Below are 24,315 nucleotides of genomic sequence, written 5' to 3' on the forward strand. Positions count from 1 at the left end.
TCTGTGACAGTCGGCGGACATGGTCATGAAGTGACCACGGCAAGCTTTTCGGCACGGGGCAAGGAAGCAGGACGGAACACCGGGACTCCACGACGGGGGGCGCAAATGAACACACTGCAGAGCACCAGCCAGAGCGCAGTGGTCACGCGTCTGCACGATGTGGCCCGGTCTCCGGAGAAGTCCGGTGCCGTGAGCGGGCGGGGGTGCGCTCGCGGCACCGGGCGTCAGCACACCGCGCATGCGCCACAGGGGCTTCAGCCCCGCATGACGGTGGTTGACGCGAACACGGGGGAAACACACGGGGGAACCGCGTACGGGGAGGGCTCGGGGGAGCGACGCACGCTGTCGGAAGCGGAGTTCACCGCCTACGTCCAGGAGCGCCGCGCCTCCCTGTACGCAACCGCCTACCACCTGACCGGCGACCGCTTCGAGGCCGAGGACCTGCTGCAGAGCGCGCTGTTCTCGACCTACCGGGCGTGGGACCGGATCAGTGACAAGGCGGCCGTCGGCGGATACCTCCGCCGCACCATGACCAATCTGCACATCAGCGCCTGGCGGCGCCGCAAGCTCAACGAGTACCCGACCGAGGAACTGCCGGAGACGCCCGGCGACACGGACGCCATGCGCGGCACCGAGCTGCGCACCGTCCTGTGGCAGGCGCTGGCCCGGCTGCCCGAGCTCCAGCGCACCATGCTGGTCCTGCGTTACTACGAGGGCCGTACGGACCCGGAGATCGCGGCCATCCTCGGCATCAGCGTCGGCACGGTGAAGTCCAGCATCTGGCGGTCCCTGCGCCGGCTGCGCGAGGACGAGGTCCTCAGCTTCGGCCGTGACCGTGAGGAGTCCTTCGGCGAACTGGTCGCCTGACACGACCGAAGGGCAGGGGGAACGGGGGAAGGGGAAAGCGGGGGAATCCCGGGGGGGAACACAGGGCTCGGGGGAGCCACGGGGGACTCGGGAACACGGGGGAAGTGGGGAAACGGGGAAACGGGGGAAAGCACGGGGGAACCCACGGGGGAAAGTGGGGGAGCACCAAGGGAGCGGGGCTGGAGGACCGGGGGGTCTGTCCAGTCCCGCTTTCGTGTCCCGCTTCCGGGCACGTGCGCACGCGCGTTGACGCGCGAGGGGGCGCACCAGGGGCGTACGAGATGCGTACGCCCCTCTGCCGTAGGCCGGTCGAGTCGTAGGCCGGTCGAGTCGTACGCCGGTCAGGCGGCCGTCCGTGTCTGCGCCTGCCGTCCCGCCGCCGCGGCGGCCAGCCGGCCCAGGGCCTCGTCCCGGTCGCAGGCGTGCGCGCCCAGCGTGATCTGACGGGCCACGATCGACCGTTCGGCGCGCATCAGCCGCCAGCCGCGGCGGATCAGGAACGGCACCGACTTGCGGCCCTCCTTCAGATCCCGCACGAAGCGCCGCCGGAACGTGGTGACCGGTCCGCGGTTCAGGCACAGCGCGTCGGCCAGGACGCCGAGTTCACGGCAGCGCCCCACGATCTCGGCGGCGAAGACGCCCTCCGCGATGAACAGCGGGGTGCGGCCGATGTGCAGCGTGTCCTCGCCGGTGCGGGCGCTCAGCGAGATGTCGTACACCGGCACGCTCGTGGTGCCCGTCGCGCACAGCCGGCTGATCGCCGCGACCGCGACGTCCGCGTCCCACGAGCCGGGGTGGTCCCAGTCGATGTCCGAACTCCCCGCCACCAGCGGCAGCGTCGGGTCGCCGGCCTCCTTGTAGAAGTCGTCGAGGCGCAGTACGGGCAGTCCGGCGCGGGCGGCGACCAGGGACTTGCCCGAGCCCGAGGGGCCGCACAGCAGTACGACACGGGCGGGAGGCGGAGGATGAAGGCTCACGGAACACCAGTTTGACGCATGGTGGCGCGCCTGCCGACCCCGCGGGTCGGCTTTGGAACGTGGGCTACGTCTCAACTACCCTGTGCGCTGTTCTCGTTACCGACCGCATCCGTAAGGCGGCACCAGTCATGGCTCGACACGCGTCTTCACCTCGTCCCACCGCCCGCCGTGCCCTGGTCGCCGTCGTGACCGCCGGGGCCGCCCTGGGCGTGGGCGCGACGACGGCCTCGGCGGAGATCCTCCCGGGCGGGGGCGAGGGGCGCCTGCTCGGCTCTCTCGGCCGGGCCGACGCGCAGTCGGGTGTGCAGGCGCTGGCCGGCACGGTCGGCCACACCACCGGGACCGTCACGGCCCTCAAGCCCAACCCGCTCGCGGGCACCGGCGTCGACCCGCTCGACAACGGCGTCGGCACCCAGGTCGCCGACTTCCAGCCGGTCGGCTCGAAGACGGTCACCGGCCCGGTGGCCCAGGCCCCGTCGGTGGGCGCCGTGCCGGTCGTCGGCCAGTTGCTCGGGTCGGTGCGCTGACCCGGGCGCACCCCGCGCACACGGAGAGCCGCGCCTCCCCCGGACGCAGGGGAGACGCGGCTCTCGTCTGTGCGGGGCGCGTGCGGCGCCCCGGACGGCTCAGTACGACGAGCCGGAGGCGCCCAGGGAGCCCGTCGGGTGCCAGACCGTCTTGGTCTCCAGGAAGGCCGTCATACGGTCCGTGCCCGGTGTCGCCGACCAGTTGTCCACAGGCTGTGGACGAAGGACCCGCTTGAGGTTGTCCGCCGCAGCGACCTCCAGCTCCCTCGCCAGGTCCGCGTCGGCGCCCGCGAGGTCGATCGCGTTGACGTCCTGGTGCGCGGCGAGCGGCGCGGCGATCTCCGCCGTACGGCCGGACAGGACGTTCACGACACCGCCCGGCAGGTCGGAGGTGGCCAGCACCTCGCCGAGGGAGAGCGCGGGGAGCGGGGACTTCTCGCTCGCGACCACCACCGCCGTGTTGCCGGTCGCGATCACCGGGGCGATCACCGAGACCAGGCCCAGGAACGACGACTCCTGCGGGGCCAGGACGGTCACCACGCCGGTCGGCTCGGGGGAGGAGAGGTTGAAGTACGGGCCCGCCACCGGGTTGCCGCCGCCCACCACCTGGGCGATCTTGTCGGTCCAGCCCGCGTACCAGACCCAGCGGTCGATCGCCGCGTCGACCTGCGCGGCCGCCCTGGCCTTGGACAGGCCCTCGGCCTCGGCGACCTCGCGGACGAACTGCTCGCGGCGGCCCTCCAGCATCTCGGCGATGCGGTAGAGGATCTGGCCCCGGTTGTACGCGGTCGCGCCGGACCACGCCCCGAACGCCTTGCGCGCGGCCACGACCGCGTCACGGGCGTCCTTGCGGGACGACTGCGGAACGTTCGCCAGCCAGTTGCCCTTGGAGTCGCTCACCTCGTACACCCGGCCGCTCTCGGAACGCGGGAACTTGCCGCCCACGTACAGCTTGTAGGTCTTGAGGACCGAAAGCCGCGGTTCGGTCGTCGCCCCAGACTTCTCGGACTTCTCAGACATCGAGGTACGCCTCCAGGCCGTGCCGGCCGCCCTCGCGGCCGAAGCCCGACTCCTTGTAGCCGCCGAACGGCGAGGTCGGATCGAACTTGTTGAACGTGTTGGACCAGACGACACCGGCGCGCAGCTTGCTCGCCACCGCCAGGATCCGGGAGCCCTTCTCGGTCCAGATGCCCGCGGACAGCCCGTACGGGGTGTTGTTGGCCTTGGCCACGGCCTCGTCCGGGGTGCGGAAGGTGAGGACGGAGAGCACCGGGCCGAAGATCTCGTCACGGGCGATGGTGTGCGCCTGGGTGACGCCGGTGAACAGCGTCGGAGCGAACCAGTAGCCGCTCTCGGGCAGTTCGCAGGCGGGCGACCAGCGCTCGGCGCCCTCCGCCTCGCCCTTGTCGGCGAGCGTGGTGATCCGGGCCAGCTGCTCGGCGGAGTTGATCGCGCCGATGTCGGTGTTCTTGTCGAGCGGATCGCCCAGGCGCAGCGTGGAGAGCCTGCGCTTGAGGGAGTCCAGCAGCTCGTCGTGGATCGACTCCTGCACCAGCAGCCGCGAGCCCGCGCAGCAGACCTGGCCCTGGTTGAAGAAGATGCCGTTGACGATGCCCTCGACGGCCTGGTCGATCGGCGCGTCGTCGAAGACGATGTTGGCGCCCTTGCCGCCCAGCTCGAGGGTGAGCTTCTTGTCCGTGCCCGCGACCGTGCGCGCGATCGCCTTGCCGACGGCCGTGGAGCCGGTGAAGGCGACCTTGTTCACGTCGGGGTGGGCGACGAGCGCGGCGCCCGCGTCGCCGTAGCCGGGAAGGATGTTGACGACACCCTTCGGCAGGCCGGCCTGGCGGCAGATGTCCGCGAAGAACAGCGCGGACAGCGGGGTGGTCTCGGCGGGCTTGAGGACCACCGTGTTGCCGGTCGCCAGCGCCGGGGCGATCTTCCACGCCAGCATCAGCAGCGGGAAGTTCCACGGGATGACCTGGCCGGCCACGCCCAGCGGCTTCGGGGACGGCCCGAAGCCCGCGTGGCCGAGCTTGTCGGCCCAGCCGGCGTAGTAGAAGAAGTACGCGGCCACCAGGGGCAGGTCCGCGTCCCTCGTCTCCCGGATCGGCTTGCCGTTGTCCAGCGTCTCCAGGACCGCCAGCTCACGGCTGCGCTCCTGGATGATGCGGGCGATGCGGAACAGGTACTTGGCGCGCTCGGAGCCGGGCAGCGCCGACCACTTCACGAAGGCCTTGCGGGCCGCCTTCACCGCGCGGTCCACGTCCGCCTCGCCGGCCTGGGCGACCTCGGACAGCACCTCCTCGGTGCTGGGGGAGACCGTCTTGAAGACCTTGCCGTCGGCGGCCTTGGCGAACTCGCCGTCGATGAACAGGCCGTAGGACGGCGCGATGTCGACGATCGAGCGGGACTCGGGCGCCGGTGCGTATTCGAAGGGGGAAACCATGGTGATCAGTCCACCGTCACGTAGTCGGGACCGGAGTAGCGGCCGGTGGCCAGCTTCTGACGCTGCATCAGCAGGTCGTTCAGGAGCGAGGAGGCGCCGAAGCGGAACCAGTGGTTGTCCAGCCAGTCCCCGCCTGCGGTCTCGTTGACCAGGACCAGGAACTTGATCGCGTCCTTGGAGGTGCGGATGCCGCCGGCCGGCTTCACGCCGACCTGCACGCCGGTCTGCGCCCGGAAGTCACGCACGGCCTCCAGCATCAGCAGCGTGTTGGCCGGGGTGGCGTTGACGGCGACCTTGCCGGTGGAGGTCTTGATGAAGTCGGCGCCCGCCAGCATGCCGAGCCAGCTCGCACGGCGGATGTTGTCGTACGTCGACAGCTCGCCGGTCTCGAAGATGACCTTCAGGCGTGCGGAGCTCCCGCAGGCCTCCTTCACGGCGACGATCTCGTCGTACACCTTCAGGTACTTGCCGGCGAGGAACGCTCCGCGGTCGATGACCATGTCGATCTCGTCGGCGCCCGCGGCGACCGCCTCGCGCACGTCCGTCAGCTTCACGTCCAGCGACGCCCGGCCGGCCGGGAAGGCGGTGGCGACCGAGGCGACCTTCACGGTCGAGCCGGCCACGGCCTCCTTCGCGGCGGCCACCATGTCGGGGTAGACGCAGACCGCGGCCGTGGCGGGGGCCGTACGGTCCGTCGGGTCGGGGCGGACCGCCTTGGCGCCGAGCGCCCGGACCTTGCCCGGGGTGTCCGCGCCTTCCAGCGTCGTCAGGTCGACCATCGAGATGGCGAGGTCGATGGCGTACGCCTTCGCGGTGGTCTTGATGGAACGGGTGCCGAGCGAGGCGGCGCGCGCCTCCAGGCCGACCGCGTCGACACCGGGCAGCCCGTGCAGGAAGCGGCGCAGCGTGCTGTCGGACGCGGTGACGTCAGCGAGAGGGGGTGCAGTGGTGGGCATGGTCACCAGGCGAGCATATCTACGCGCGTAGCGGCTGTACACCCCCCGAGCTGTCTTGTGACCCGGCCGATGTTCGCACGGCGCCCCTCCCGTCCGCGGGCACCGCGGATGAGAGCCCGTCCGGCCGTCGGGCAGAATCGGGACCATGACGACGCCCGAGCACGAACCCCCCGCGCCGCGACCTGCCGCCCCAGAGTTCAAGGACCGGGTCAACCGGTCGTCCGCAGGCATCGCGAGCGGTGCCCTGCTCCTCGCCATCGTCGGGTGGCTGGGCATCGACGCGCTGGTGGTCGGCGAGGGCCGCACCCCGTGGCTGGCGCTCGCCGGGATGATCCTCGTCGTGCCGCTCGTGGTCGCCTTCACCCTGCGGCCCGCCGTGTACGCCAACACCGACCGGCTGCGTATCCGCAACCCCTTCCGCGTGATCGTGCTGCCCTGGGGCCAGGTCTCCGGGCTGCGCTCCGGCTTCTCGAACGAGGTGTTCGACCAGTCCGGCACCAAGTACCAGCTCTGGGCGGTGCCCGTCTCGCTGCGGGGGCGCAAGCGGGCCACCCGGCGGCAGGCGCGGGCCGAGGCGGCGGGCGAGCGCGCGGCGGGGGCGGGCAGGGCCGGCGGACGCGCAGGCGGCGCCTTCGGGTCCGGGAGCGCGGCCGACGACGGTCCCGTCCGCGCGGCGGGCGACCAGTTCATGGACGACCTGCGCGAGCTGCACGAGGCCCGTGAGCACGCCGAGACGGCGCAGGGCGAGGTGACGGTCCGCTGGGCGTACGAGATCGTGGGCCCGGCGGTGGCCGGTGCGGTGGTGCTGGCGATTCTGATCGCGGTGGGCTGACGCGGAGGCGTCGGCGGCGCGAGCGTCGGCGGCGTGTGGGTCCGTGACGCGAGTGTCCGTGGCGCGTGTGTCGTCCGGTGTCCGCCCGGACGTGTGTGCGGCGGGTGTCTCCCGGCTGTTTCCGGGCCGGAACGGGTGTCCCTCTCGGTGAGGGACACCCGTTCCCGTTTCCGTACGGGTCAGATGCCCGCGGCCGCCGACAGGTCGCGCTTGATCGACGCGAGCAGCTCGGTGGCCTCGGCGCGGGCCGCCGGGAGGCCGGCGTGGGTGCCGACCGGGACCACGACCTCCAGGTAGCACTTCAGCTTGGGCTCCGTGCCGCTGGGGCGGACGATCACGCGGGCGCCGTCGAGGGTGTAGCGCAGGCCGTCCGTGGGCGGCAGCCGGTCCGTGCCCCGGGTGAGGTCCTCGGCGCGGGTGACGGGCAGGCCCGCGAGCGCCGTCGGGGGCTGCTCGCGCAGGCGGCGCATCGCGTCGGCGATCAGCGAGAGGTCCTGGACGCGGACCGAGAGCTGGTCGGTGGCGTGCAGGCCGTGCTCGACGGCGAGGTCGTCGAGCAGGTCCAGGAGGGTGCGGCCCTCCTGCTTGAGCCGCGAGGCCAGCTCGGTGATCAGCAGGGCGGCGGTGATGCCGTCCTTGTCGCGTACGCCGTCGGGGTCGACGCAGTAGCCGAGGGCCTCCTCGTAGCCGTAGCGCAGGCCCTCCACGCGGGCGATCCACTTGAAGCCGGTGAGGGTCTCCTCGTAGGGCAGGCCCGCCATCTCGGCGATGCGGCCGAGGAGGGAGGAGGAGACGATCGACTCCGCGAAGGTGCCGGTCGCGCCGCGGGAGACCAGGTGGGCGGCGAGCAGGGCGCCCACCTCGTCGCCGCGCAGCATGCGCCAGTCGGCGCCGTCCTTGACGGCCACCGCGCAGCGGTCGGCGTCCGGGTCGTTGGCGACGACCAGGTCGGGGTCGGTGGCGCGGGCCCTGGCGAACGCCAGGTCCATCGCGCCGGGCTCCTCCGGGTTGGGGAAGGCGACGGTCGGGAAGTCCGGGTCAGGCTCGGCCTGTTCGAGGACCAGCTCGGGGGCGGGGAAGCCGGCCCGGGCGAACGCGGCGACGAGGGTGTCCTTGCCAACGCCGTGCATCGCCGTGTAGACGGTGCGGGCCGTACGGGGCGAGCCGGGGGCGAGGACCGCGTCCGTGCGGGCGAGGTAGGCCTCAAGGACGGAGTCGTCGAGCGTCTCCCAGCCGGAGTCCGGACGGGGGACGTCGTGGAGGCTCTTGATCGCGTCGATCTCGGCGGCGATCCCCGCGTCGGCGGGCGGCACGATCTGGGAGCCGTCGCCCAGGTAGACCTTGTAGCCGTTGTCGCGGGGCGGGTTGTGGCTGGCGGTGACCTCCACGCCCGCGACCGCGCCGAGGTGCCTGATGGCGAAGGCGAGAACGGGGGTGGGGAGGGGGCGCGGCAGCACCGCGGCGCGCAGGCCGGCGCCGGTCATGACGGCGGCGGTGTCGCGGGCGAAGTCGGCGGACTTGTGGCGGGCGTCGTAGCCGATGACGACGAGGCCGGCATTCCCGTCCCCGTGGGCGGTCCCGTTCTTCTTCAGGTACGCGGCGAGGCCGGCGGCGGCGCGGATGACGACGGAGCGGTTCATGCGCATGGGGCCTGCGCCGAGTTCGCCGCGCAGGCCCGCGGTGCCGAACTGGAGGGTGCCGGCGAAGCGCTCGCTCAGCTCTTCGGGGTTCTCGGGGTTCTCGGGGTTCTCGGCGTTCACGGCTTCGAGGAGCCGGGCGAGTTCGTCACGGGTCTCGGGGTCGGGGTCCTCGGCCAGCCACGCCTTGGCCCGTGCGATGAGGTCGTCGTGCACGTTGGGTCAGCCTCTCGTGAGTGTGTCGGCCCGGCTTCGGCGGGGGATGCCGGTGCCTCCGGCGGTGGGCCGGTGCGCCGGGGTGCGTTGTGGGTCGGGGCCGTGGGGGTGGGGCCGGCCCGCCGCGCACGGGCGTGCTGCCCGGTCTTTCCATGGTGGGACTGGGCAGAGACGAAGTATGCGGCGGGCTGTCGACCCACCCCCACGGCCCCTTCCGCCGTTCGGCGGCTTCCCCGTCGCCGTGGGGACCGCTTGTTCGGCGGGCCGTCGCCTTCTTCGTGGTGCTAGTGCTGTGACCGGAAAGGTTTGCCGGAAAGCTCGCGGCGTCCGGTGCTGGGGGCACCTCCCACGCCCTTCGGGCAGTGGGGGAGCATCGCAAGGCGGAGCATCGCCCGTGTACTGGATGTACTCGGGTGATGCGACAACGCGGCTGGGGGTCCCCCCTGCTCGAAGAGCTTGGGGGAGCCGTGCCGGACGCCGCGAGCCGGTGAACCTTTCCGGTCACAGCACTAGAGGCGGCCCAGGACCTGGGTCAGCAGGGAGCCCATGCGGGTGGCGCTGTCGCGGCCCGCCTGGAGGACCTCTTCGTGGTTGAGGGGTTCGCCGGTCATGCCCGCGGCGAGGTTGGTCACCAGGGAGATGCCGAGGACCTCCGCGCCGGCCTCGCGGGCGGCGATGGCCTCCAGGACGGTGGACATGCCGACCAGGTCCGCGCCGATGGTGCGGGCCATGCGGATCTCCGCCGGCGTCTCGTAGTGCGGGCCGGGGAACTGCGCGTAGACGCCTTCCTCGAGGGTGGGGTCGACCTCCTTGCACAGGGCGCGCAGGCGCGGGGAGTACAGGTCGGTGAGGTCGACGAAGTTGGCGCCGACGATCGGCGAGGTGGCCGTCAGGTTGAGGTGGTCGCTGATCAGCACCGGCTGGCCGGGGCGCATGCCCTCGCGCAGGCCGCCGCAGCCGTTGGTGAGCACGATCGTCTTGCAGCCGGCCGCGACGGCGGTGCGCACGCCGTGGGCCACGGCGGCCACGCCCCGGCCCTCGTAGTAGTGGGTGCGGCCCAGGAAGACCAGCGCGCGGCTGTCCCCGATGGTGTACGAGCGGATCTTGCCGCCGTGGCCCTCGACCGCCGGCGGCGGGAATCCGGGCAGCTCGGTGACCTGGAACTCGGCGTCGGGGGTCCCCAGGGCGTCGACGGCCGGTGCCCAGCCGGACCCCATCACGAGGGCGACGTCGTGGGACTCGGCACCCGTGAGTTCGCGCAGGCGCGCGGCGGCGGCGTCGGCGGCGGCGTACGGGTCGCCCTGGATGTCGTCCGGAAGAAGAGATGCGTTCACGCCGACGAGCGTAGCCGCTATTCGCCTACGCGCGTAGATGCCCGTGGTCACGGCAATGCGATCGTTGTCTTGTCGTTTCCGACGAGGAACGGCTCCCGACGGCCCTCGAGGCGGGTCCGGTCAGGCTTCCAGGAGGTCGGCGGCGCCGCTCAGCACGGCCGCTTCCGCAGCTCCATCACGTAGTCGTGGGGTGCCCCCGCCGACTCCGCCGCGTCGGCGATCTCGCCGAGGTAGCGGGCGGAGGGGAGCCCGCCCTCGTAGCCGTCGAGGACGTAGGCCCAGGCCCGTTCCTCGCCGTCCAGGGTGTGGATGCGCACGCGTGTCCGCCGGTAGACGCCGAGCCCCACGCCCACCCAGCGGTCGAGGGAGTCCTCGTCCATCGGGGCGATGTCGTACAGGGCCACGAAGACCTGGGAGATCGGATCCTCCACAAGGGTCGCCAGCGCGCCCTCCCAGCCCATCTGCTCCCCGCCGAAGGTCAGCCGCCAGCCGTTCAGCCAGCCCGTGGCACGCAGCGGCGAGTGCGGGGCGCGGCGGGACATCAGCCGCGCGTCGAGATTGCCGGAGTATGCGGCATAGAGCGACATGCACCGAGCGTACGACAGCCGCGCACCCGTCTCACGGGTCCCACGGGCAACGCGGGACCACCGTGCCGCGCCGCCCCGGGGCCGTAGCACCTTGAACGGTGCGGGACAATGGAGTACGTGACTCGGATCGTGATCATCGGTGGTGGACCCGGCGGCTACGAAGCGGCGCTGGTGGCGGCGCAGCTCGGCGCGGAGGTGACCGTCGTCGACTGCGACGGTCTGGGCGGAGCGTCGGTGCTGACCGACTGCGTGCCGTCGAAGACCCTTATCGCTACGGCCGAGGTGATGACCACCTTCGACTCGTCGTACGAGGAACTGGGGATCACCGTCGCCGACACCCTCTCCGACGGCGGCCCCGCCGAGGCCTCGCCCGCGGAGCGGGCCGCCCGGGTGGTGGGCGTCGACCTGGGGAAGGTCAACCGGCGGGTCAAGCGGCTGGCGCTCGCCCAGTCCCACGACATCACCGCGTCCGTGACGCGGGCCGGCGCCCGGGTCATGCGCGGGCGCGGCCGGCTGGAGGGCATGCAGGCGCTCGACGGGTCGCGCACGGTCGTCGTCAGGGCGGCCGACGGGAGCGAGGAGAGGCTCACCGCGGACGCCGTACTGATCGCGACCGGCGGTCACCCGCGCGAGCTGCCCGATGCCCAGCCGGACGGCGAGCGCATCCTCAACTGGACCCAGGTCTACGACCTCGACGAGCTGCCCGAGGAGCTCATCGTGGTCGGCTCGGGCGTCACCGGCGCCGAGTTCGCCGGCGCCTACCAGGCGCTCGGCTCGAAGGTCACCCTGGTGTCCTCCCGCGACCGCGTGCTGCCGGGTGAGGACCCGGACGCGGCCGCCGTCCTGGAGGACGTCTTCCGCCGCCGCGGCATGAACGTCATGGCGCGCTCGCGTGCCGCCGCGGCCAAGCGGGTCGGGGACCGCGTGGAGGTGACGCTGGCGGACGGCCGGGTCATCGAGGGCAGCCACTGCCTGATGGCCGTCGGCGCCATCCCCAACAGCGCCGGGCTCGGCCTGGAGGAGGCCGGCGTCAAGCTGCGCGATTCCGGTCACATCTGGACCGACAAGGTGTCCCGGACGACGGCTCCGGGCGTGTACGCGGCCGGCGACGTGACCGGGGTCTTCGCACTGGCCTCGGTGGCGGCGATGCAGGGACGCATCGCGATGTACCACTTCCTGGGCGACGCGGTGGCCCCGCTGAACCTCAAGACGGTCTCCTCCAACGTCTTCACCGACCCCGAGATCGCCACCGTCGGCTACTCCCAGGCCGACGTGGACGCGGGCAAGATCGACGCCCGGTGTGTGAAGCTGCCGCTGCTGCGCAACCCGCGCGCCAAGATGCAGGGCATCCGGGACGGCTTCGTCAAGATCTTCTGCCGTCCGGGCACGGGAATCGTGGTCGGCGGCGTGGTCGTGGCCCCGCGCGCCTCGGAACTGATCCACCCCGTCTCGATCGCCGTCGACAACAACCTGACGGTCGAGCAGATCGCGAACGCGTTCACCGTGTACCCCTCGCTGTCGGGCTCGATCGCCGAGGTGGCACGGCAGCTGCACACGCGCAAGGCGACGGGCGAGGCGTAGGGGCTCGGCACGGTTGCGACTCCCCGCCGGTCACGGGGAGTCGTGGACCATGCCGGTGGCAGGAGCGAACGGAACAGGCTCTATACCATCTGGCGTTCTGCCCTGCGAACAACTTCTGCTAATCGGCGCAAACTGCTGAAAGCAGACGGTCGCTGGGGTTACTGTCAGTTTCGTGTTCGCTGCTGAACGTCGCCAATTGATCCTCGAAATGGTGCGAGCGAACGGTGCCGTGTCGCTCCGTGAACTCGCCCGCGTCGTCCAGACCTCCGAAGTGACCGTACGGCGGGACGTGCGGGCGCTGGAGGCCGAAGGACTCCTCGACCGCCGGCACGGCGGTGCGGTACTCCCGGGTGGGTTCACCCGTGAGTCCGGCTTCCCGCAGAAGTCGCATCTCGCGACCGCGGAGAAGACGGCCATCGCCGACCTTGCCGCGGGCCTCGTCGAAGAGGGCGAGGCGATCGTCGTGGGCGCGGGTACGACCACCCAGGAGCTGGCCCGCCGGCTCGCCCGGGTGCCCGGCCTGACCGTCGTCACCAACTCCCTGCTGGTCGCCCAGGCGCTGGCCCACGCCAACCGCGTGGAGGTCGTGATGACCGGCGGCACGCTGCGCGGCTCCAACTACGCGCTCGTCGGGTCCGGGGCCGAGCAGTCGCTGCACGGGCTGCGGGTGTCCAAGGCCTTCCTGTCGGGGAGCGGACTGACGGCCGAGCGCGGCCTGTCCACGTCCAACATGCTGTCGGCGTCCGTCGACCGGGCACTGGTGCAGTCCGCCGCGGAGGTGGTGGTGCTCGCCGACCACTCCAAGCTCGGTACGGACACGATGTTCCAGACGGTCCCGACCGACCTCATCACCCGCCTGGTGACGGACGATCCCCCGGCCCACGACGACCGCGCGGCCACCGAGCTCCAGGCCCTCGCCGACCAGGGCGTCCAGATCGCCGTGACCGGCGCGGCGGGAAACCCGGCGGCGGATCAGCCCCCGCCCCGCGACCGCCGCCGTGAGGTGCCCCTCCCGGGCCCCCGCCGCACCCAGCCACCGGGCGCGAACCTCCGCCCGGCGTCCCTGGGCGGGGACCAGCCGAACGGCACGGAGCGTCCGGCCGCACGGGTGGCGGACCTCCGGAGGCGCTGAGGGCTTCGCCGCCCCTGGGAGAGGCCTGGGGAGGTCTTCGGGCCGCGCTCGGGAAGGACCGCGGACCGCCTCGCCCCGGAAAGCACGGAGCCCGGCGGGCCGCTCGCGCGGCTCGCCGGGCTCCTGCGGGTGCTCCGGGAGATCAGTCCTTGATCTCGCAGATGACGGCGCCGGAGGTGACGGAGGCGCCGACGTCGGCGGACAGGCCCTTGATGGTGCCGCTGCGGTGGGCGTTGAGCGGCTGCTCCATCTTCATGGCCTCCAGGACGACGACCAGGTCGCCCTCCTTGACCTCCTGGCCCTCCTCGACGGCGACCTTGACGATGGTGCCCTGCATCGGGGAGGCGAGGGTGTCGCCGGAGGCGACGGGGCCGGACTTCTTCGCGGCGCGGCGCTTGGGCTTGGCGCCCGCGGCGAGGCCGGTGCGGGCCAGGGACATGCCCAGCGAGGTGGGCAGGGAGACCTCCAGGCGCTTGCCGCCGACCTCGACGACGACGGTCTCGCGGCCCGCCTCCTCGTCCGCCTCGGTGTCGGCGACGGCGGTGAAGGGCTTGATGTCGTTGACGAACTCGGTCTCGATCCAGCGGGTGTGGACCGTGAACGGGTCGCTGGATCCGGTCAATTCCGGGGCGAACGCCGGGTCGGTGACCACCGCGCGGTGGAAGGGGATGGCCGTGGCCATGCCCTCGACCTGGAACTCCTCCAGGGCCCGGGCAGCCCGCTGGAGGGCCTCCTTGCGGGTGCGGCCGGTCACGATCAGCTTGGCCAGCAGGGAGTCCCAGGCCGGGCCGATGACGCTGCCGGACTCCACGCCCGCGTCCAGGCGGACGCCGGGGCCGGAGGGCGCGGCGAAGTTCGTCACGGTGCCGGGGGCGGGCAGGAAGCCCCGGCCCGGGTCCTCGCCGTTGATGCGGAACTCGAAGGAGTGGCCGCGCAGCGGCGGGTCGTCGTAGCCGAGCTCCTCGCCGTCGGCGATGCGGAACATCTCGCGCACCAGGTCGATGCCGGCGACCTCCTCGGTGACCGGGTGCTCGACCTGGAGGCGGGTGTTGACCTCCAGGAAGGAGATCGTGCCGTCCTGGCCGACCAGGAACTCGCAGGTGCCGGCGCCGACGTAGCCGGCCTCCTTCAGGATCGCCTTGGAGGCGCGGTACAGCTCGGCGACCTGCTCCTCGGACAGGAACGGCGCCGGGGCCTCCTCGACCAGCTTCTGGTGGCGGCGCTGGAGGGAGCAGTCACGCGTGGAGACGACGACCACGTTGCCGTGGCGGTCGGCCAGGCACTGGGTCTCCACGTGGCGGGGCCGGTCCAGGTAGCGCTCGACGAAGCACTCGCCGCGGCCGAAGGCGGCCACGGCCTCGCGCACGGCGGACTCGTAGAGCTCGGGGACCTCGTCCAGGGTGCGGGCGACCTTCAGGCCGCGCCCGCCGCCGCCGAAGGCGGCCTTGATGGCGATCGGCAGGCCGTTCTCCTCGGCGAAGGCCACGACCTCCTCGGCGCCGGAGACCGGGTCGGGGGTGCCGGCCACCAGGGGGGCACCGGCGCGCTGGGCGATGTGCCGGGCGGCGACCTTGTCGCCGAGGTCGCGGATGGCCTGCGGCGGCGGGCCGATCCAGACGAGGTCGGCGTCCAGCACGGCCTGGGCGAATTCGGCGTTCTCCGAGAGGAAGCCGTATCCGGGGTGGATCGCGTCCGCGCCGGACTCCTTCGCGGCCTTCAGCACCTTGTCGATGTCCAGGTAGCTGGTGGCCGGGGTGTCACCGCCCAGGGCGAACGCCTCATCCGCGGCGCGGACATGCAGAGCGTCCCGATCCGGGTCGGCGTAGACGGCCACGCTCGCGATACCGGCGTCCCGGCAGGCCCGGGCAACGCGGACAGCGATTTCGCCACGGTTGGCGATGAGCACCTTGCGCACGATTGAGGCTCCCTCCTTGAAACAAGCCGAGTTTAGGGACTGCCGACACGGCACTTCGACCCGTCCCCCATGGTGAGCTTGCCCACACGGAGCGTGATCCGAGGCGCGCTCGACTCGCGAAATCCCTTGTCGCATCGCTGTACGCAGGACTCCTCCGGAAAACCCTAGTCCTCCCATGTGGCCAAGGTCTCTGTGAGGGCGTGCTGCGACGCACTTCGTTTCTTTGTGGAGTCCCTACGAATGGCCCAATGATTCTTTGCCGGTGGCAGAACTCTTGTCCCCGGGTTTACCCGTTAGTAGCGTTCAGGATGTCTCGGTAGTACTCGCGGTAACAGGGCTCCGCGCGGAGCGGCAGGCGGAAGTGGGTGGGACCCGTGGTGCGCAGACCGGTGGCGTGGGTGGTGGCGCTCGTGCTCTTCGCGGAGGCGTTCGGCGTGGCTGCGCTGAACTGGTTCCTCGGGATGGTCGTGCACCGGCAGAGGATGTCCCTGGCCGGCCTGGATCCGAACGTCATGTCGACCTCGTCGAAGGCCGGCGGCCTGGTCTTCGGCCTCTACTTCGCCCTGTGCGGCCTTGTCGCCCTGCTCGTGGCGCTACGGGGCCACCGCCCGGCCGGCGCCGGGCGCGTCCTGCTGATCAGCGCGGCCGTGGTGCACGGCCTCCTCGGCGCGTTCGCCTGGGGGCTGGTGGGCCGGCGGGCGTTCCTGTTCATGGTGGTGGTGCTCGGCCTCATCGTGCTGCTGCTGATGACGCACGACCACGAGGAGGGTCCGGCGGGCGAGGCGCGGGACGGCCGTTCCGCGGACGCGGGCGGGCCGGAGGCCGAAGCCACTCCCGGCTCCGAAGCCACTCCCGGATCCGGGCGGACCGCCGGTCCGCCGGTGCTGGGGAAGCAGACGGATCATGTCCATGAGGAGCCGCCCAAGCCCCTCACTCCTCCTCCGGCCGAGGCCCGTACCCCCTGATCAGCCCGCGGTCGGCGCCCACAATTCGGTGATGCCCACGCCGAGTTCGGCCAGCAGGCGGCGGACCAGGGGCAGGCTGATGCCGATGACGTTGCCGTGGTCGCCGTCGATGCCGTCGATGAAGGGCGCCGAACGGCCGTCCAGGGTGAAGGCGCCGGCCACGTACAGGGGCTCGCCCGAGGCGACGTACGCGGCGATCTCGTCGTCGGTCGGTTCACCGAAGCGGACGACGGTGGAGGCGGTGGCAGCGGCGTGCCGCCCGCTCTCCGTGTCCCAGACGCAGTGCCCGGTCTGCAGGGTGCCGACCCGGCCGCGCATCGCCTTCCAGCGGGCGGTGGCCTCCTCGGCGTCGGCGGGCTTGCCGAGGGCGTGGCCGTCGAGGTCGAGCACGGAGTCGCAGCCGATCACGAGCGCGCCCCGGACCTCCGGGCGGGCCGCCACCACGGAGGCCTTCGCCTCGGCGAGGGCGAGGGCGAGTTCGGCGGGGGTGGGCGCGGTGACCGCGTCCTCGTCGACGCCGCTCACGACGACCTCCGGGTCGAGCCCGGCCTGCCGGAGCAGCCCGAGCCGGGCGGGGGACTGGGAGGCGAGCACGAGTCGGCGGCGCGGCTGGTCAGTCATACGGTCAGCGTATCGGCGGCGGCTGCTCCGCCTCACCTCATGCCGATCACGAACATGGCCAGCACCATGGCCAGCGCCATGAAAATGCCGAGCCGCCGCAACATGTCCTGCATGTCACGCAGTTCCTTCGGCGGCTCGTTCTCGGGGTCGGACCACAGCATCCCCCGATCGTGCGACCGGGGTGGCGCCGCGCGCCTGAGTACGCGTACTCAACTTCTGGCCGGCGCCCCGCCCGGGCTCAGCCCGGCCAGTAGGTCCGGGCCCAGGCCGCCGGTCCTGGCGACGGCACCCGCCGCGCGGCGATCCGCGACGGATCGGACCACGAGTCCCGGTGGCCGGGGGCCGCGCCGGACGGCGCATCCGCGGCCGCCACGGCGCGGGCCCGGACCACCGCCAGGGCGGCGGCAAGCTCCTCCGGGGTCGGGTTGCCTCGTACGACCTTGATCACAGCGGCTCCTTACAGGGGGATGTTGCCGTGCTTCTTCGGAGGCAGGGATTCCCGCTTGGTGCGCAGTTGACGCAGGCCGCGCACAAGGTGGGAGCGGGTGTCCGAGGGCTTGATCACCGCGTCGACGTAGCCGCGTTCGGCCGCGACGTAGGGGTTGAGGAGCGCGTCCTCGTACTCCTGGATCAGCCGGGCGCGGGTGGCCTCGGCGTCGCCGGCGGCCTCGGCCTCGGCGATCGTGCGGCGGTGCAGGATGTTGACCGCGCCCTGGGCGCCCATGACGGCGATCTGGGCGGTCGGCCAGGCCAGGTTGAGGTCGGCGCCCAGGTGCTTGGAGCCCATGACGTCGTAGGCGCCGCCGAACGCCTTGCGGGTGATCACCGTGATCAGCGGGACCGTGGCCTCGGCGTAGGCGAAGATCAGCTTGGCGCCGCGGCGGATGATGCCGGTGTGCTCCTGGTCGACACCCGGGAGGAAGCCGGGCACGTCGACGAAGGTGAGCACGGGCACGTTGAAGGCGTCGCAGGTCCGTACGAAGCGGGCGGCCTTCTCGGAGGCGTCGATGTCCAGGCAGCCGGCGAACTGCATCGGCTGGTTGGCGACGATGCCGACCGGGTGGCCCTCCACCCGCCCGAACCCGGTGAGGATGTTCGGCGCGAACAGCGGCTGGGTCTCGAGGAACTCGGCGTCGTCCAGGACGTGCTCGATCACCGTGTGCATGTCGTACGGCTGGTTCGCGCTGTCCGGGACGACCGTGTCCAGCTCCAGGTCCTCGGCCGAGACGGCCACGTCGGCCTCCTCGGGGAAGACCGGCGCCTCGGAGAGGTTGTTCGACGGCAGGTACGACAGCAGCTGCTTGACGTACTCGATCGCGTCCTTCTCGTCGCCCGCCATGTGGTGGGCCACGCCGGAGGCGGTGTTGTGGGTGCGGGCGCCGCCCAGTTCCTCGAAGCCGACGTCCTCGCCGGTGACCGTCTTGATGACGTCCGGGCCGGTGATGAACATGTGCGAGGTCTGGTCGACCATGATCGTGAAGTCGGTGATCGCCGGCGAGTAGACCGCACCGCCCGCGCACGGGCCCACGACCAGGCTGATCTGCGGGATCACCCCGGAGGCGTGGGTGTTGCGGCGGAAGATCTCCCCGTACGCGCCGAGGGAGGCGACCCCCTCCTGGATGCGGGCGCCGCCGGAGTCGTTGATCCCGATGACCGGGCAGCCGGTCTTCAGGGCGAAGTCCATGACCTTGACGATCTTCTGCCCGTAGACCTCGCCGAGCGCTCCGCCGAAGACCGTGAAGTCCTGCGAGAACACCGCGACCGGGCGGCCGTCGACCATGCCGTAGCCGGTGACGACGCCGTCCCCGTACGGGCGGTTCTGCTCCAGGCCGAAGTTGGTGGAACGATGCCGGGCGAACTCGTCCAGCTCCACGAACGACCCCTCGTCGAGCAGCAGTTCGATCCGCTCGCGGGCCGTCAGTTTCCCCTTGGCGTGCTGCTTCTCCACGGCGCGCTCGGAGCCGGCGTGCGTCGCCGCCAGAACACGGCGCTGAAGATCCGCGATCTTGCCCGCGGTCGTGTGAATGTCGATCTCTTGGCGCTCATCCGGCTCGGACATCGGGATCGCGGCTCCCTGCCTGCTCACAAGGGGGGACGGTTACTCATCCGTAGCGTAGTAGGGGGTCCGCCGATCGGCAGTGCGGCGTTTCCCACACCTAGGGTGGCTTGCATGACGCCGCGAGATGCAGCAGACGACAACCCCGGCAACGAGCCGCACGACAGCCGCTGGTCCGACCTGGACCGCCCGCCCCTGAACGCCGGTTCGCTGCGGCGCGGCCTGGTACGGGCGGGCGGGCTGTGGTCCGAGGTGGACGTGGTGGGGAGCACCGGCTCCACCAACACGGACCTGGTGGCCCGGGCCGCCGCGGGGAAGGCGGCCGAGGGAGCCGTCCTGGTCGCCGAGGAGCAGACCTCCGCCCGGGGCCGCCTGGACCGCCGGTGGACGGCCCCGCCCCGCTCCGGACTGTTCTTCTCGGTGCTGCTGCGGCCCAGCGAGGTGGACGTGGCCCGCTGGGGCTGGCTGCCGCTGCTCACCGGCGTCGCGGTGGCCACGGGCCTGTCCCGGGCCGCCGGGGTCGACACGGCGCTGAAATGGCCGAACGACCTGCTGGTGACCGTCGGAGGCGAGGAACGCAAGGCCGGCGGCATCCTGGCCGAGCGGGCCGGCGCGGACGCGGTGGTCATCGGCATCGGCATCAACGTCTCGCTGCGGGAGGACGAACTCCCGGTCCCGCAGGCCGGCTCCCTCGCGCTCGCCGGAGCCGTGAGCACCGACCGCGATCCGCTGCTGCGGTCGGTCCTTCGCTCCCTGGAGGACTGGTACGGCCGGTGGCGGGCGGTGGGAGGCGACGCGGCCGCGAGCGGTCTCCAGGAGACGTACGCGGCGGGCTGTGCGACGCTCGGCCGGATGGTCCGGGCGGAACTGCCGGGCGACCGGTCGGTGGTCGGGGAAGCCGTCGCGGTGGACGGGGACGGCCGTCTGGTCATCGCCACCGAGGAGGGTGTGCAGGAGCCGGTCGGCGCGGGCGACATCGTGCATCTGCGCCCCGCCTGAACCGTCCGGCGGGGGCGTGCGGGATGCCCGCCGCGGCCGTGCGCGGTCACGGTGGGCGCGGGCGCCGGTCCGCGGTCCCCGCACCCGGTGACGCCGGTGCGGGTGCCGGAACAGCGCCGGTCAGCTCCACCCCGGGCCGCACACAGCGGCTCCGCTCTCGGCGGAACCTGACGGAGTGAGCTGGCGCACACCTGCCGTAGAGTTGAGGCCGGTCGATACCTGACCGTGGCAGATCGGAAGGGCAGCAGGCGTGACCGTCGACGACACGGGCTCCGGCGCGGACGCGGACGGCCCGGAGGAGCCTCCGCCATTCTCGTCCTCGCACGAGCAGGAGGACCCGGACGCCGCCGACTCCGGCGCACACCCTCTCGCGCTGCGCCTCGAACAGCTCATCCTGGGCGCGGAGCGGCGCTACACCCCGTTCCAGGCGGCCCGCAGCGCCGGCGTCTCCATGGAGCTGGCCTCACGCTTCTGGCGGGCCATGGGCTTCGCCGACATAGGCCAGGCCAGGGCGCTCACGGAGGCCGACGTGCTGGCCCTGCGGCGGCTCGCGGGTCTGGTCGAGGCGGGGCTGCTCAGCGAGGCCATGGCGGTGCAGGTGGCCCGGTCCACCGGGCAGACCACCGCCCGTCTGGCCGAATGGCAGATGGACTCCTTCCTGGAGGGCCTGACCGAGCCGCCCGAGCCCGGTATGACCCGCACCGAGGTGACGTACCCGATCGTCGAGCTGCTGCTGCCCGAGCTGGAGGAGTTCCTGGTCTACGTCTGGCGCCGCCAGCTCGCCGCCTCGGCCGGCCGGGTCGTGCAGGCCGCCGACGACGAGGAGATGGTCGACCGGCGGCTGGCCGTGGGCTTCGCGGACCTCGTCGGCTTCACCCGGCTGACCCGCCGCATGGAGGAGGAGGAGCTCGGCGAGCTCGTCGAGGCGTTCGAGACGACCTCGGCCGACCTCGTGGCCGCGCGCGGCGGACGGCTCATCAAGACGCTCGGCGACGAGGTGCTGTACGCCGCCGACGACGCCGGCACGGCGGCGGACATCGCGCTGCGGCTGGTCGAGACGATGGCCCACGACGAGACGATGCCGGAGCTGCGCGTGGGCATGGCGTTCGGCACGGTCACCACCCGTATGGGCGATGTGTTCGGCACCACCGTCAACCTCGCCTCCCGGCTCACCTCGATAGCTCCGCGCGACGCCGTCCTTGTGGACAGCGCCTTCGCCGAGGAGCTGATCCGCACCGGGGACGCCCCGGCGTCCGAGGCGGAGGCGGCCGAGGCCGCGGCGACGGCGGAGAAGGAGGGCGAGGAGCCGCCGGTGTACGGGTTCGCCCTTCAGCCGATGTGGCAGCGCCCGGTGCGCGGTCTGGGCGTGGTCGAGCCCTGGCTGCTCACCCGGCGCAACGGCGGGCCCGCCTGAGCGGCGGTCGTGGCCCGGTTCAGCGGGCGGGTCCGGCCCCGACGCCGACGCACAGCCCGATGATCGGCAGACACAGGCCGCCGCTTCCGCCGGAGGGCGGGGCCGGGGGCTGCGTGCTCCGGCTCGGGGTCGGTGCGGGGTGCGGAGCCGGGGCCGGGGCCGTGGTGGCGGACGGCCGTGGCGCGTCCGCGGTGGGATCCGGGTGTTCCGGCGGGTCCGCGTCCTCGAGGTCCTCGGGAGGCGCCGTGGGAACGGTCGTGGTCTCCGGGAGCGCCGAGGGCCCCGCCGCGGCCGCCGGGGACGGGGACGCCGTCGGCACGGCGCCCGACTCCGCGACCGGTGCGGCGCTCACCCCGCCCAGGGCGACGTCCGCCGAGGGCGCGGCGTTCGTACGGGGCGCGGTGGAGGCGCCGGTGGGGGTTCCGGCGGAGCGGCCGGAGTCCTTGCCCTGGGTCGCGTGGGGCTCCGCCTCGGCGGTGCCCGGACCGCCGAGCCCGGACTCGGGCGCCAGCCGTACGAGGCTCAGCACACCGGCGGCCACCGCGAGCCCTCCGGCGGCCAGCAGCGCCCTGCGGGGCCGGCGCCTGCGGTGCCGCCCGCGGGCGCCGGGGCCCCACTGCGCGCGGGCGGTCTCGTCCGCGGCGTCGCCGCCGCCCCCGCCCGTCCCGTCTATGCCTGTCTTGTCGTCGTTGTCGTCGTTGTCGGCGGATTGCCGGACTGTGGCCGTGTGCGTCGTCATCGCCGTCCTCCCCGATGCGCTCGCGCCCCCCGATGCGCCATGGCGGACGCACGTTATGCGCTCTCCTGGGGGTTCGGCGGGAGTTGGGCGGGGATGTCACTCGAACGGGGTGCCGGGTCTCGACAACGGGGCCGCGCCTGTAATCCGTCCGCCCTTCCCCCGGCGCGGGCCCTGCTGCGATGATCGGGCCTGGTTTCTTGTTAACCCACGTTAACCAGGAGGGTGTCATGACCGAGGAGCGGTTCGGCGAGTTCGTGCTGGTGCGGCGGCACGAGTACGTCGCGGAGCTCGTCCTGGACCGGCCCAAGGCGATGAACGCCGTGTCCACGGACATGGCGCGGTCGATCGCCGCGGCCTGTGCGGCGCTCGCCGCCGACCGGGACGCGCGCGTGGTCGTCCTGACGTCCTCGCACGAGCGGGCGTTCTGCGTCGGGGCCGACCTGAAGGAGCGCAACTCCTTCAGCGACGCCGACCTGGTGCGCCAGCGCCCGGTCGCACGCGGGGCGTACACCGGCGTGCTGGAGCTGCCCATGCCGACGATCGCCGCGGTGCACGGGTTCGCACTCGGCGGCGGCTTCGAGCTGGCCCTGTCCTGCGACGTGATCGTGGCCGACCGTACGGCCGTGGTGGGGCTGCCGGAGGTCTCGGTGGGGGTGATCCCCGGCGGCGGCGGTACGCAGCTGCTGCCCCGGCGGGTGGGTGCCGCCCGGGCCGCCGAGCTGATCTTCACGGCGCGCCGGCTGGAGGCGCCGGAGGCGGCCGAGCTGGGCCTCGTGGACCGGCTGGTGGACGAGGGCCGTGACCGCGAGGAGGCCCTGGAGCTGGCCTCCCGGATGGCGGCGAACTCTCCGATCGGGTTGCGCGCCGCCAAGCGCGCGCTGCGACTCGGCCACGGCCTCGACCTCCGGGCCGCCCTGGAGGTCGAGGACGCGGCCTGGCGCTCGGTCGCCTTCTCGGCGGACCGCGCGGAGGGAGTGGCGGCCTTCAACGAGAAGCGCCGCCCCCAGTGGCCGGGGGAGTGACCACCCCCTGACGAGAGCGGCCGGTCCGGCAGCCGCCGGCCCCGGAAGAGGCGGCTGTATCCGCACACCCCGGCCGGCTTGCGCCCCCGCCCCCCGCCGCTCGCCGCGCCCGCCGGACCGCCCGACCGTCGCGGTCGGCGGGTGGGCGGCGACCGCCCGGCCCCCGGGCCGGAAGTCGTCGGCCCCGCGCCTGTGGGGCCCAGCGGCGCCGCCGGTTGCCGGGCGGCGGCGGGGTTGCCGTCAGGTGCGTACCCGGGAGCCGCCGGTCCCGGTGTGTCTTCACGTGGGCCAATGTCTCGATTCAGGCGAAACATCCCTAGCCTGGGGTGATGGGCGAGAACAGGCGGCTGGCGGCCGTGGTGGCGTTGGCGCAGGGGATGGCCGCGGCGCAGACCTCGCGTGAGTCGTGGCGGGCGGCCGCGCTCGGCGCGTGCCGGGCGCTGGAGGGGAGTTTCGCCGCGCTCTCGGTATGGGAGCGCGAGCGCGGCCGGCTGCGGGTCCTGGTGAACGTGGGGGACCGGGCCCCGGAGGAGCGGGAGTTCCCGGAGGACGAGGCCTATCCGGTTCACCAGTTCCCCGAGATCACCGAGTTCCTGCACGAACGGTGGGCCTCGGGCGGTGAACCCGACGCCTGGGTGGAGACCGCCGACGGTGCGGCCGCGGGCCACCCCGGCTACAGCCACCAGCGCGTGGCCGCGCTGCGCCGGCGCGGGCGCGGCTGCTGCGTGGTCGCGCCGATCGTGCAGCACGGACGCGCCTGGGGCGAGCTCTACGTCGCCCGCCCGGTCGGCCTCCCCCTCTTCGGCCGCTCCGACGCCGACTTCGCCACCGTGCTGGCCGCCGTGGTCGCCGCCGGGCTCTCCCAGAGCGAGCGGCTGGAAGAGGCCCGCAGGCTGGCGTTCACGGACGCGCTGACCGGGCTCGCCAACCGCCGTGCCGTCGACGTGATGCTCGACGAGGCGATCGAGCGGCACCGGCTGGACGGGGTCGCCGTCAGCCTCGTCGTCTGCGACCTCAACGGGCTCAAGCAGGTCAACGACACCCTCGGCCACGCCGTCGGCGACCGGCTCCTCGAACGGTTCGGCTCCGTGCTGTCGCTGTGCGGCGCGATGGTGCCGGGTGCGCTCGTGGCACGGCTCGGCGGCGACGAGTTCTGCCTGGTCGCGGTCGGGCCGCCGGCCGACGAGGTGATCAAGGCGGCCGACGAGCTGTGCCGGCGCGCGGCCGAGCTGGAGCTGGGTGAGGGCGTCGCCTGCGGGGTCGCCTCGACCGAGCACGCGATCGGGCCGGTACCGTCGGCCCGGCGGCTGTTCCGGCTCGCCGACGCCGCCCAGTACCGGGCGAAGGCGCTGCGCGCCGACCGGCCCGTGGTCGCGGGCCGTGAGGGCCCGCAGGACCCGGTCGTCAGCCTCGCCGACGCACCCCCGCCCGTACCGGAGGCCCCGGCGGAGCGGCGCCGCTTCCGGGGTCGCAGGCCCTGACCGGCGCC

Annotated in this window: 23 protein-coding genes; 10 read left to right on the forward strand and 13 right to left on the reverse strand. The window is 72.8% G+C overall.

What is annotated here, in order from left to right; translation table 11 throughout:
• The first annotated feature begins 105 nt into the window (after positions 1–105).
• Entirely contained in the window at positions 106–867 is a 762-nt protein-coding gene (locus CG719_RS19370; RefSeq protein WP_100569908.1) for a SigE family RNA polymerase sigma factor, read from the forward strand.
• 341 nt (positions 868–1,208) lie between these two features.
• On the opposite strand, the gene CG719_RS19375 is transcribed toward CG719_RS19370, so the two are convergent.
• Entirely contained in the window at positions 1,209–1,844 is a 636-nt protein-coding gene (locus CG719_RS19375) for a uridine kinase family protein (protein ID WP_100569909.1), read from the reverse strand.
• 128 nt (positions 1,845–1,972) lie between these two features.
• On the opposite strand from CG719_RS19375, the gene CG719_RS19380 reads away from it, so the two are divergent.
• Positions 1,973–2,371, forward strand: a complete 399-nt coding sequence (locus tag CG719_RS19380; protein WP_100569910.1) for a hypothetical protein — start codon at positions 1,973–1,975, stop codon at positions 2,369–2,371.
• A 99-nt stretch (positions 2,372–2,470) separates the two neighbouring features.
• On the opposite strand, the gene CG719_RS19385 is transcribed toward CG719_RS19380, so the two are convergent.
• From CG719_RS19385 to deoC, 3 genes are read right to left on the reverse strand one after another with little or no spacing between them, the layout of a single operon-like run.
• Positions 2,471–3,391, reverse strand: coding sequence for an aldehyde dehydrogenase family protein (locus CG719_RS19385; protein WP_100569911.1), 921 nt, complete (start codon positions 3,389–3,391; stop codon positions 2,471–2,473).
• On the reverse strand, positions 3,384–4,820 hold the full coding sequence (locus tag CG719_RS19390; RefSeq protein ID WP_100569912.1) for an aldehyde dehydrogenase family protein: 1,437 nt from the start codon (positions 4,818–4,820) through the stop codon (positions 3,384–3,386). The genes CG719_RS19385 and CG719_RS19390 overlap by 8 nt, the downstream gene beginning before the upstream one ends.
• A gap of 5 nt (positions 4,821–4,825) precedes the next feature.
• On the reverse strand, positions 4,826–5,776 hold the full coding sequence (deoC, locus tag CG719_RS19395) for a deoxyribose-phosphate aldolase (RefSeq protein ID WP_100569913.1): 951 nt from the start codon (positions 5,774–5,776) through the stop codon (positions 4,826–4,828).
• 145 nt (positions 5,777–5,921) lie between these two features.
• Here deoC and CG719_RS19400 point away from each other — a divergent pair, with 145 nt between their 5' ends.
• On the forward strand, positions 5,922–6,608 hold the full coding sequence (locus tag CG719_RS19400) for a PH domain-containing protein (protein ID WP_100569914.1): 687 nt from the start codon (positions 5,922–5,924) through the stop codon (positions 6,606–6,608).
• 179 nt (positions 6,609–6,787) lie between these two features.
• Here the strand turns inward: CG719_RS19400 and CG719_RS19405 are convergent, their stop codons facing one another.
• From CG719_RS19405 to CG719_RS19415, 3 genes are all read right to left on the reverse strand, one after another.
• Complete coding sequence (locus CG719_RS19405; RefSeq protein WP_100569915.1) at positions 6,788–8,461, reverse strand: phospho-sugar mutase; 1,674 nt, start codon at positions 8,459–8,461, stop codon at positions 6,788–6,790.
• 509 nt (positions 8,462–8,970) lie between these two features.
• Positions 8,971–9,795 carry a purine-nucleoside phosphorylase gene (locus CG719_RS19410; RefSeq protein ID WP_100569916.1) on the reverse strand — a complete coding sequence of 275 codons (825 nt, stop codon included), beginning with the start codon at positions 9,793–9,795 and terminating at the stop codon, positions 8,971–8,973.
• A 149-nt stretch (positions 9,796–9,944) separates the two neighbouring features.
• A complete protein-coding gene (locus CG719_RS19415) occupies positions 9,945–10,382 on the reverse strand; it encodes a gamma-glutamylcyclotransferase (RefSeq protein ID WP_100569917.1) in 438 nt (145 codons plus the stop codon).
• A 108-nt stretch (positions 10,383–10,490) separates the two neighbouring features.
• Here CG719_RS19415 and CG719_RS19420 point away from each other — a divergent pair, with 108 nt between their 5' ends.
• Positions 10,491–11,963, forward strand: a complete 1,473-nt coding sequence (locus tag CG719_RS19420) for an NAD(P)H-quinone dehydrogenase (RefSeq protein WP_100569918.1) — start codon at positions 10,491–10,493, stop codon at positions 11,961–11,963.
• 172 nt (positions 11,964–12,135) lie between these two features.
• Complete coding sequence (locus tag CG719_RS19425; RefSeq protein ID WP_100569919.1) at positions 12,136–13,095, forward strand: DeoR/GlpR family DNA-binding transcription regulator; 960 nt, start codon at positions 12,136–12,138, stop codon at positions 13,093–13,095.
• A 142-nt stretch (positions 13,096–13,237) separates the two neighbouring features.
• Here the strand turns inward: CG719_RS19425 and CG719_RS19430 are convergent, their stop codons facing one another.
• Positions 13,238–15,010: an acetyl/propionyl/methylcrotonyl-CoA carboxylase subunit alpha gene (locus tag CG719_RS19430; RefSeq protein ID WP_100569920.1), complete on the reverse strand. Its 1,773-nt coding sequence runs from the start codon at positions 15,008–15,010 to the stop codon at positions 13,238–13,240.
• A gap of 374 nt (positions 15,011–15,384) precedes the next feature.
• Here CG719_RS19430 and CG719_RS19435 point away from each other — a divergent pair, with 374 nt between their 5' ends.
• Positions 15,385–15,975 carry a hypothetical protein gene (locus CG719_RS19435; RefSeq protein WP_234375646.1) on the forward strand — a complete coding sequence of 197 codons (591 nt, stop codon included), beginning with the start codon at positions 15,385–15,387 and terminating at the stop codon, positions 15,973–15,975.
• On the opposite strand, the gene CG719_RS19440 is transcribed toward CG719_RS19435, so the two are convergent.
• The 4 genes from CG719_RS19440 to CG719_RS19455 all read right to left on the reverse strand — a co-directional run bounded on the left by CG719_RS19440 (position 15,976) and on the right by CG719_RS19455 (position 18,655).
• The gene (locus CG719_RS19440) at positions 15,976–16,596 is read right to left on the reverse strand and encodes a Maf family protein (protein ID WP_100569922.1); all 621 of its coding nucleotides are present in this window, start codon (positions 16,594–16,596) and stop codon (positions 15,976–15,978) included. It abuts the gene before it with no gap.
• 32 nt (positions 16,597–16,628) lie between these two features.
• Entirely contained in the window at positions 16,629–16,757 is a 129-nt protein-coding gene (mmpB, locus tag CG719_RS37155; RefSeq protein WP_100569923.1) for a morphogenic membrane protein MmpB, read from the reverse strand.
• 77 nt (positions 16,758–16,834) lie between these two features.
• Complete coding sequence (locus CG719_RS19450) at positions 16,835–17,044, reverse strand: acyl-CoA carboxylase epsilon subunit (RefSeq protein WP_100569924.1); 210 nt, start codon at positions 17,042–17,044, stop codon at positions 16,835–16,837.
• A 9-nt stretch (positions 17,045–17,053) separates the two neighbouring features.
• Entirely contained in the window at positions 17,054–18,655 is a 1,602-nt protein-coding gene (locus CG719_RS19455) for an acyl-CoA carboxylase subunit beta (protein WP_100569925.1), read from the reverse strand.
• A gap of 111 nt (positions 18,656–18,766) precedes the next feature.
• On the opposite strand from CG719_RS19455, the gene CG719_RS19460 reads away from it, so the two are divergent.
• Positions 18,767–19,651, forward strand: a complete 885-nt coding sequence (locus CG719_RS19460) for a biotin--[acetyl-CoA-carboxylase] ligase (RefSeq protein ID WP_100569926.1) — start codon at positions 18,767–18,769, stop codon at positions 19,649–19,651.
• Between the two features lie 250 nt (positions 19,652–19,901).
• Complete coding sequence (locus CG719_RS19465) at positions 19,902–21,065, forward strand: adenylate/guanylate cyclase domain-containing protein (protein ID WP_100569927.1); 1,164 nt, start codon at positions 19,902–19,904, stop codon at positions 21,063–21,065.
• A gap of 19 nt (positions 21,066–21,084) precedes the next feature.
• On the opposite strand, the gene CG719_RS19470 is transcribed toward CG719_RS19465, so the two are convergent.
• Positions 21,085–21,804 (reverse strand): hypothetical protein, encoded by a 720-nt coding sequence (locus CG719_RS19470; RefSeq protein ID WP_234375656.1) that lies wholly within the window; start codon positions 21,802–21,804, stop codon positions 21,085–21,087.
• A gap of 227 nt (positions 21,805–22,031) precedes the next feature.
• On the opposite strand from CG719_RS19470, the gene CG719_RS19475 reads away from it, so the two are divergent.
• Together CG719_RS19475 and CG719_RS19480 are read left to right on the forward strand one after the other, a co-directional pair.
• Positions 22,032–22,826, forward strand: coding sequence for an enoyl-CoA hydratase/isomerase family protein (locus CG719_RS19475; RefSeq protein WP_100569928.1), 795 nt, complete (start codon positions 22,032–22,034; stop codon positions 22,824–22,826).
• Positions 22,827–23,155: 329 nt separating this feature from the next.
• Entirely contained in the window at positions 23,156–24,307 is a 1,152-nt protein-coding gene (locus CG719_RS19480) for a GGDEF domain-containing protein (protein ID WP_100569929.1), read from the forward strand.
• Positions 24,308–24,315: the final 8 nt, after the last annotated feature.

Origin of the sequence: Streptomyces sp. CB01373, assembly GCF_002803075.1 — a bacterium.
GTDB lineage: Bacteria > Actinomycetota > Actinomycetes > Streptomycetales > Streptomycetaceae > Streptomyces.

Excerpts from the sequence above, each read along its gene's own strand:
- CG719_RS19370 (WP_100569908.1), top strand. The coding sequence starts at position 106 with ATGAACACACTGCAGAGCACCAGCCAGAGCGCAGTGGTCACGCGTCTG.
- CG719_RS19380 (WP_100569910.1), top strand. The coding sequence starts at position 1,973 with ATGGCTCGACACGCGTCTTCACCTCGTCCCACCGCCCGCCGTGCCCTG.
- CG719_RS19385 (WP_100569911.1), bottom strand. The coding sequence starts at position 3,391 with ATGTCTGAGAAGTCCGAGAAGTCTGGGGCGACGACCGAACCGCGGCTT.
- CG719_RS19390 (WP_100569912.1), bottom strand. The coding sequence starts at position 4,820 with ATGGTTTCCCCCTTCGAATACGCACCGGCGCCCGAGTCCCGCTCGATC.
- deoC (WP_100569913.1), bottom strand. The coding sequence starts at position 5,776 with ATGCCCACCACTGCACCCCCTCTCGCTGACGTCACCGCGTCCGACAGC.
- CG719_RS19400 (WP_100569914.1), top strand. The coding sequence starts at position 5,922 with ATGACGACGCCCGAGCACGAACCCCCCGCGCCGCGACCTGCCGCCCCA.
- CG719_RS19415 (WP_100569917.1), bottom strand. The coding sequence starts at position 10,382 with ATGTCGCTCTATGCCGCATACTCCGGCAATCTCGACGCGCGGCTGATG.
- CG719_RS19420 (WP_100569918.1), top strand. The coding sequence starts at position 10,491 with ATGGAGTACGTGACTCGGATCGTGATCATCGGTGGTGGACCCGGCGGC.
- CG719_RS19440 (WP_100569922.1), bottom strand. The coding sequence starts at position 16,596 with ATGACTGACCAGCCGCGCCGCCGACTCGTGCTCGCCTCCCAGTCCCCC.
- mmpB (WP_100569923.1), bottom strand. The coding sequence starts at position 16,757 with ATGCTGTGGTCCGACCCCGAGAACGAGCCGCCGAAGGAACTGCGTGAC.
- CG719_RS19455 (WP_100569925.1), bottom strand. The coding sequence starts at position 18,655 with ATGTCCGAGCCGGATGAGCGCCAAGAGATCGACATTCACACGACCGCG.
- CG719_RS19460 (WP_100569926.1), top strand. The coding sequence starts at position 18,767 with ATGACGCCGCGAGATGCAGCAGACGACAACCCCGGCAACGAGCCGCAC.
- CG719_RS19470 (WP_234375656.1), bottom strand. The coding sequence starts at position 21,804 with ATGACGACGCACACGGCCACAGTCCGGCAATCCGCCGACAACGACGAC.
- CG719_RS19475 (WP_100569928.1), top strand. The coding sequence starts at position 22,032 with ATGACCGAGGAGCGGTTCGGCGAGTTCGTGCTGGTGCGGCGGCACGAG.
- CG719_RS19480 (WP_100569929.1), top strand. The coding sequence starts at position 23,156 with ATGGGCGAGAACAGGCGGCTGGCGGCCGTGGTGGCGTTGGCGCAGGGG.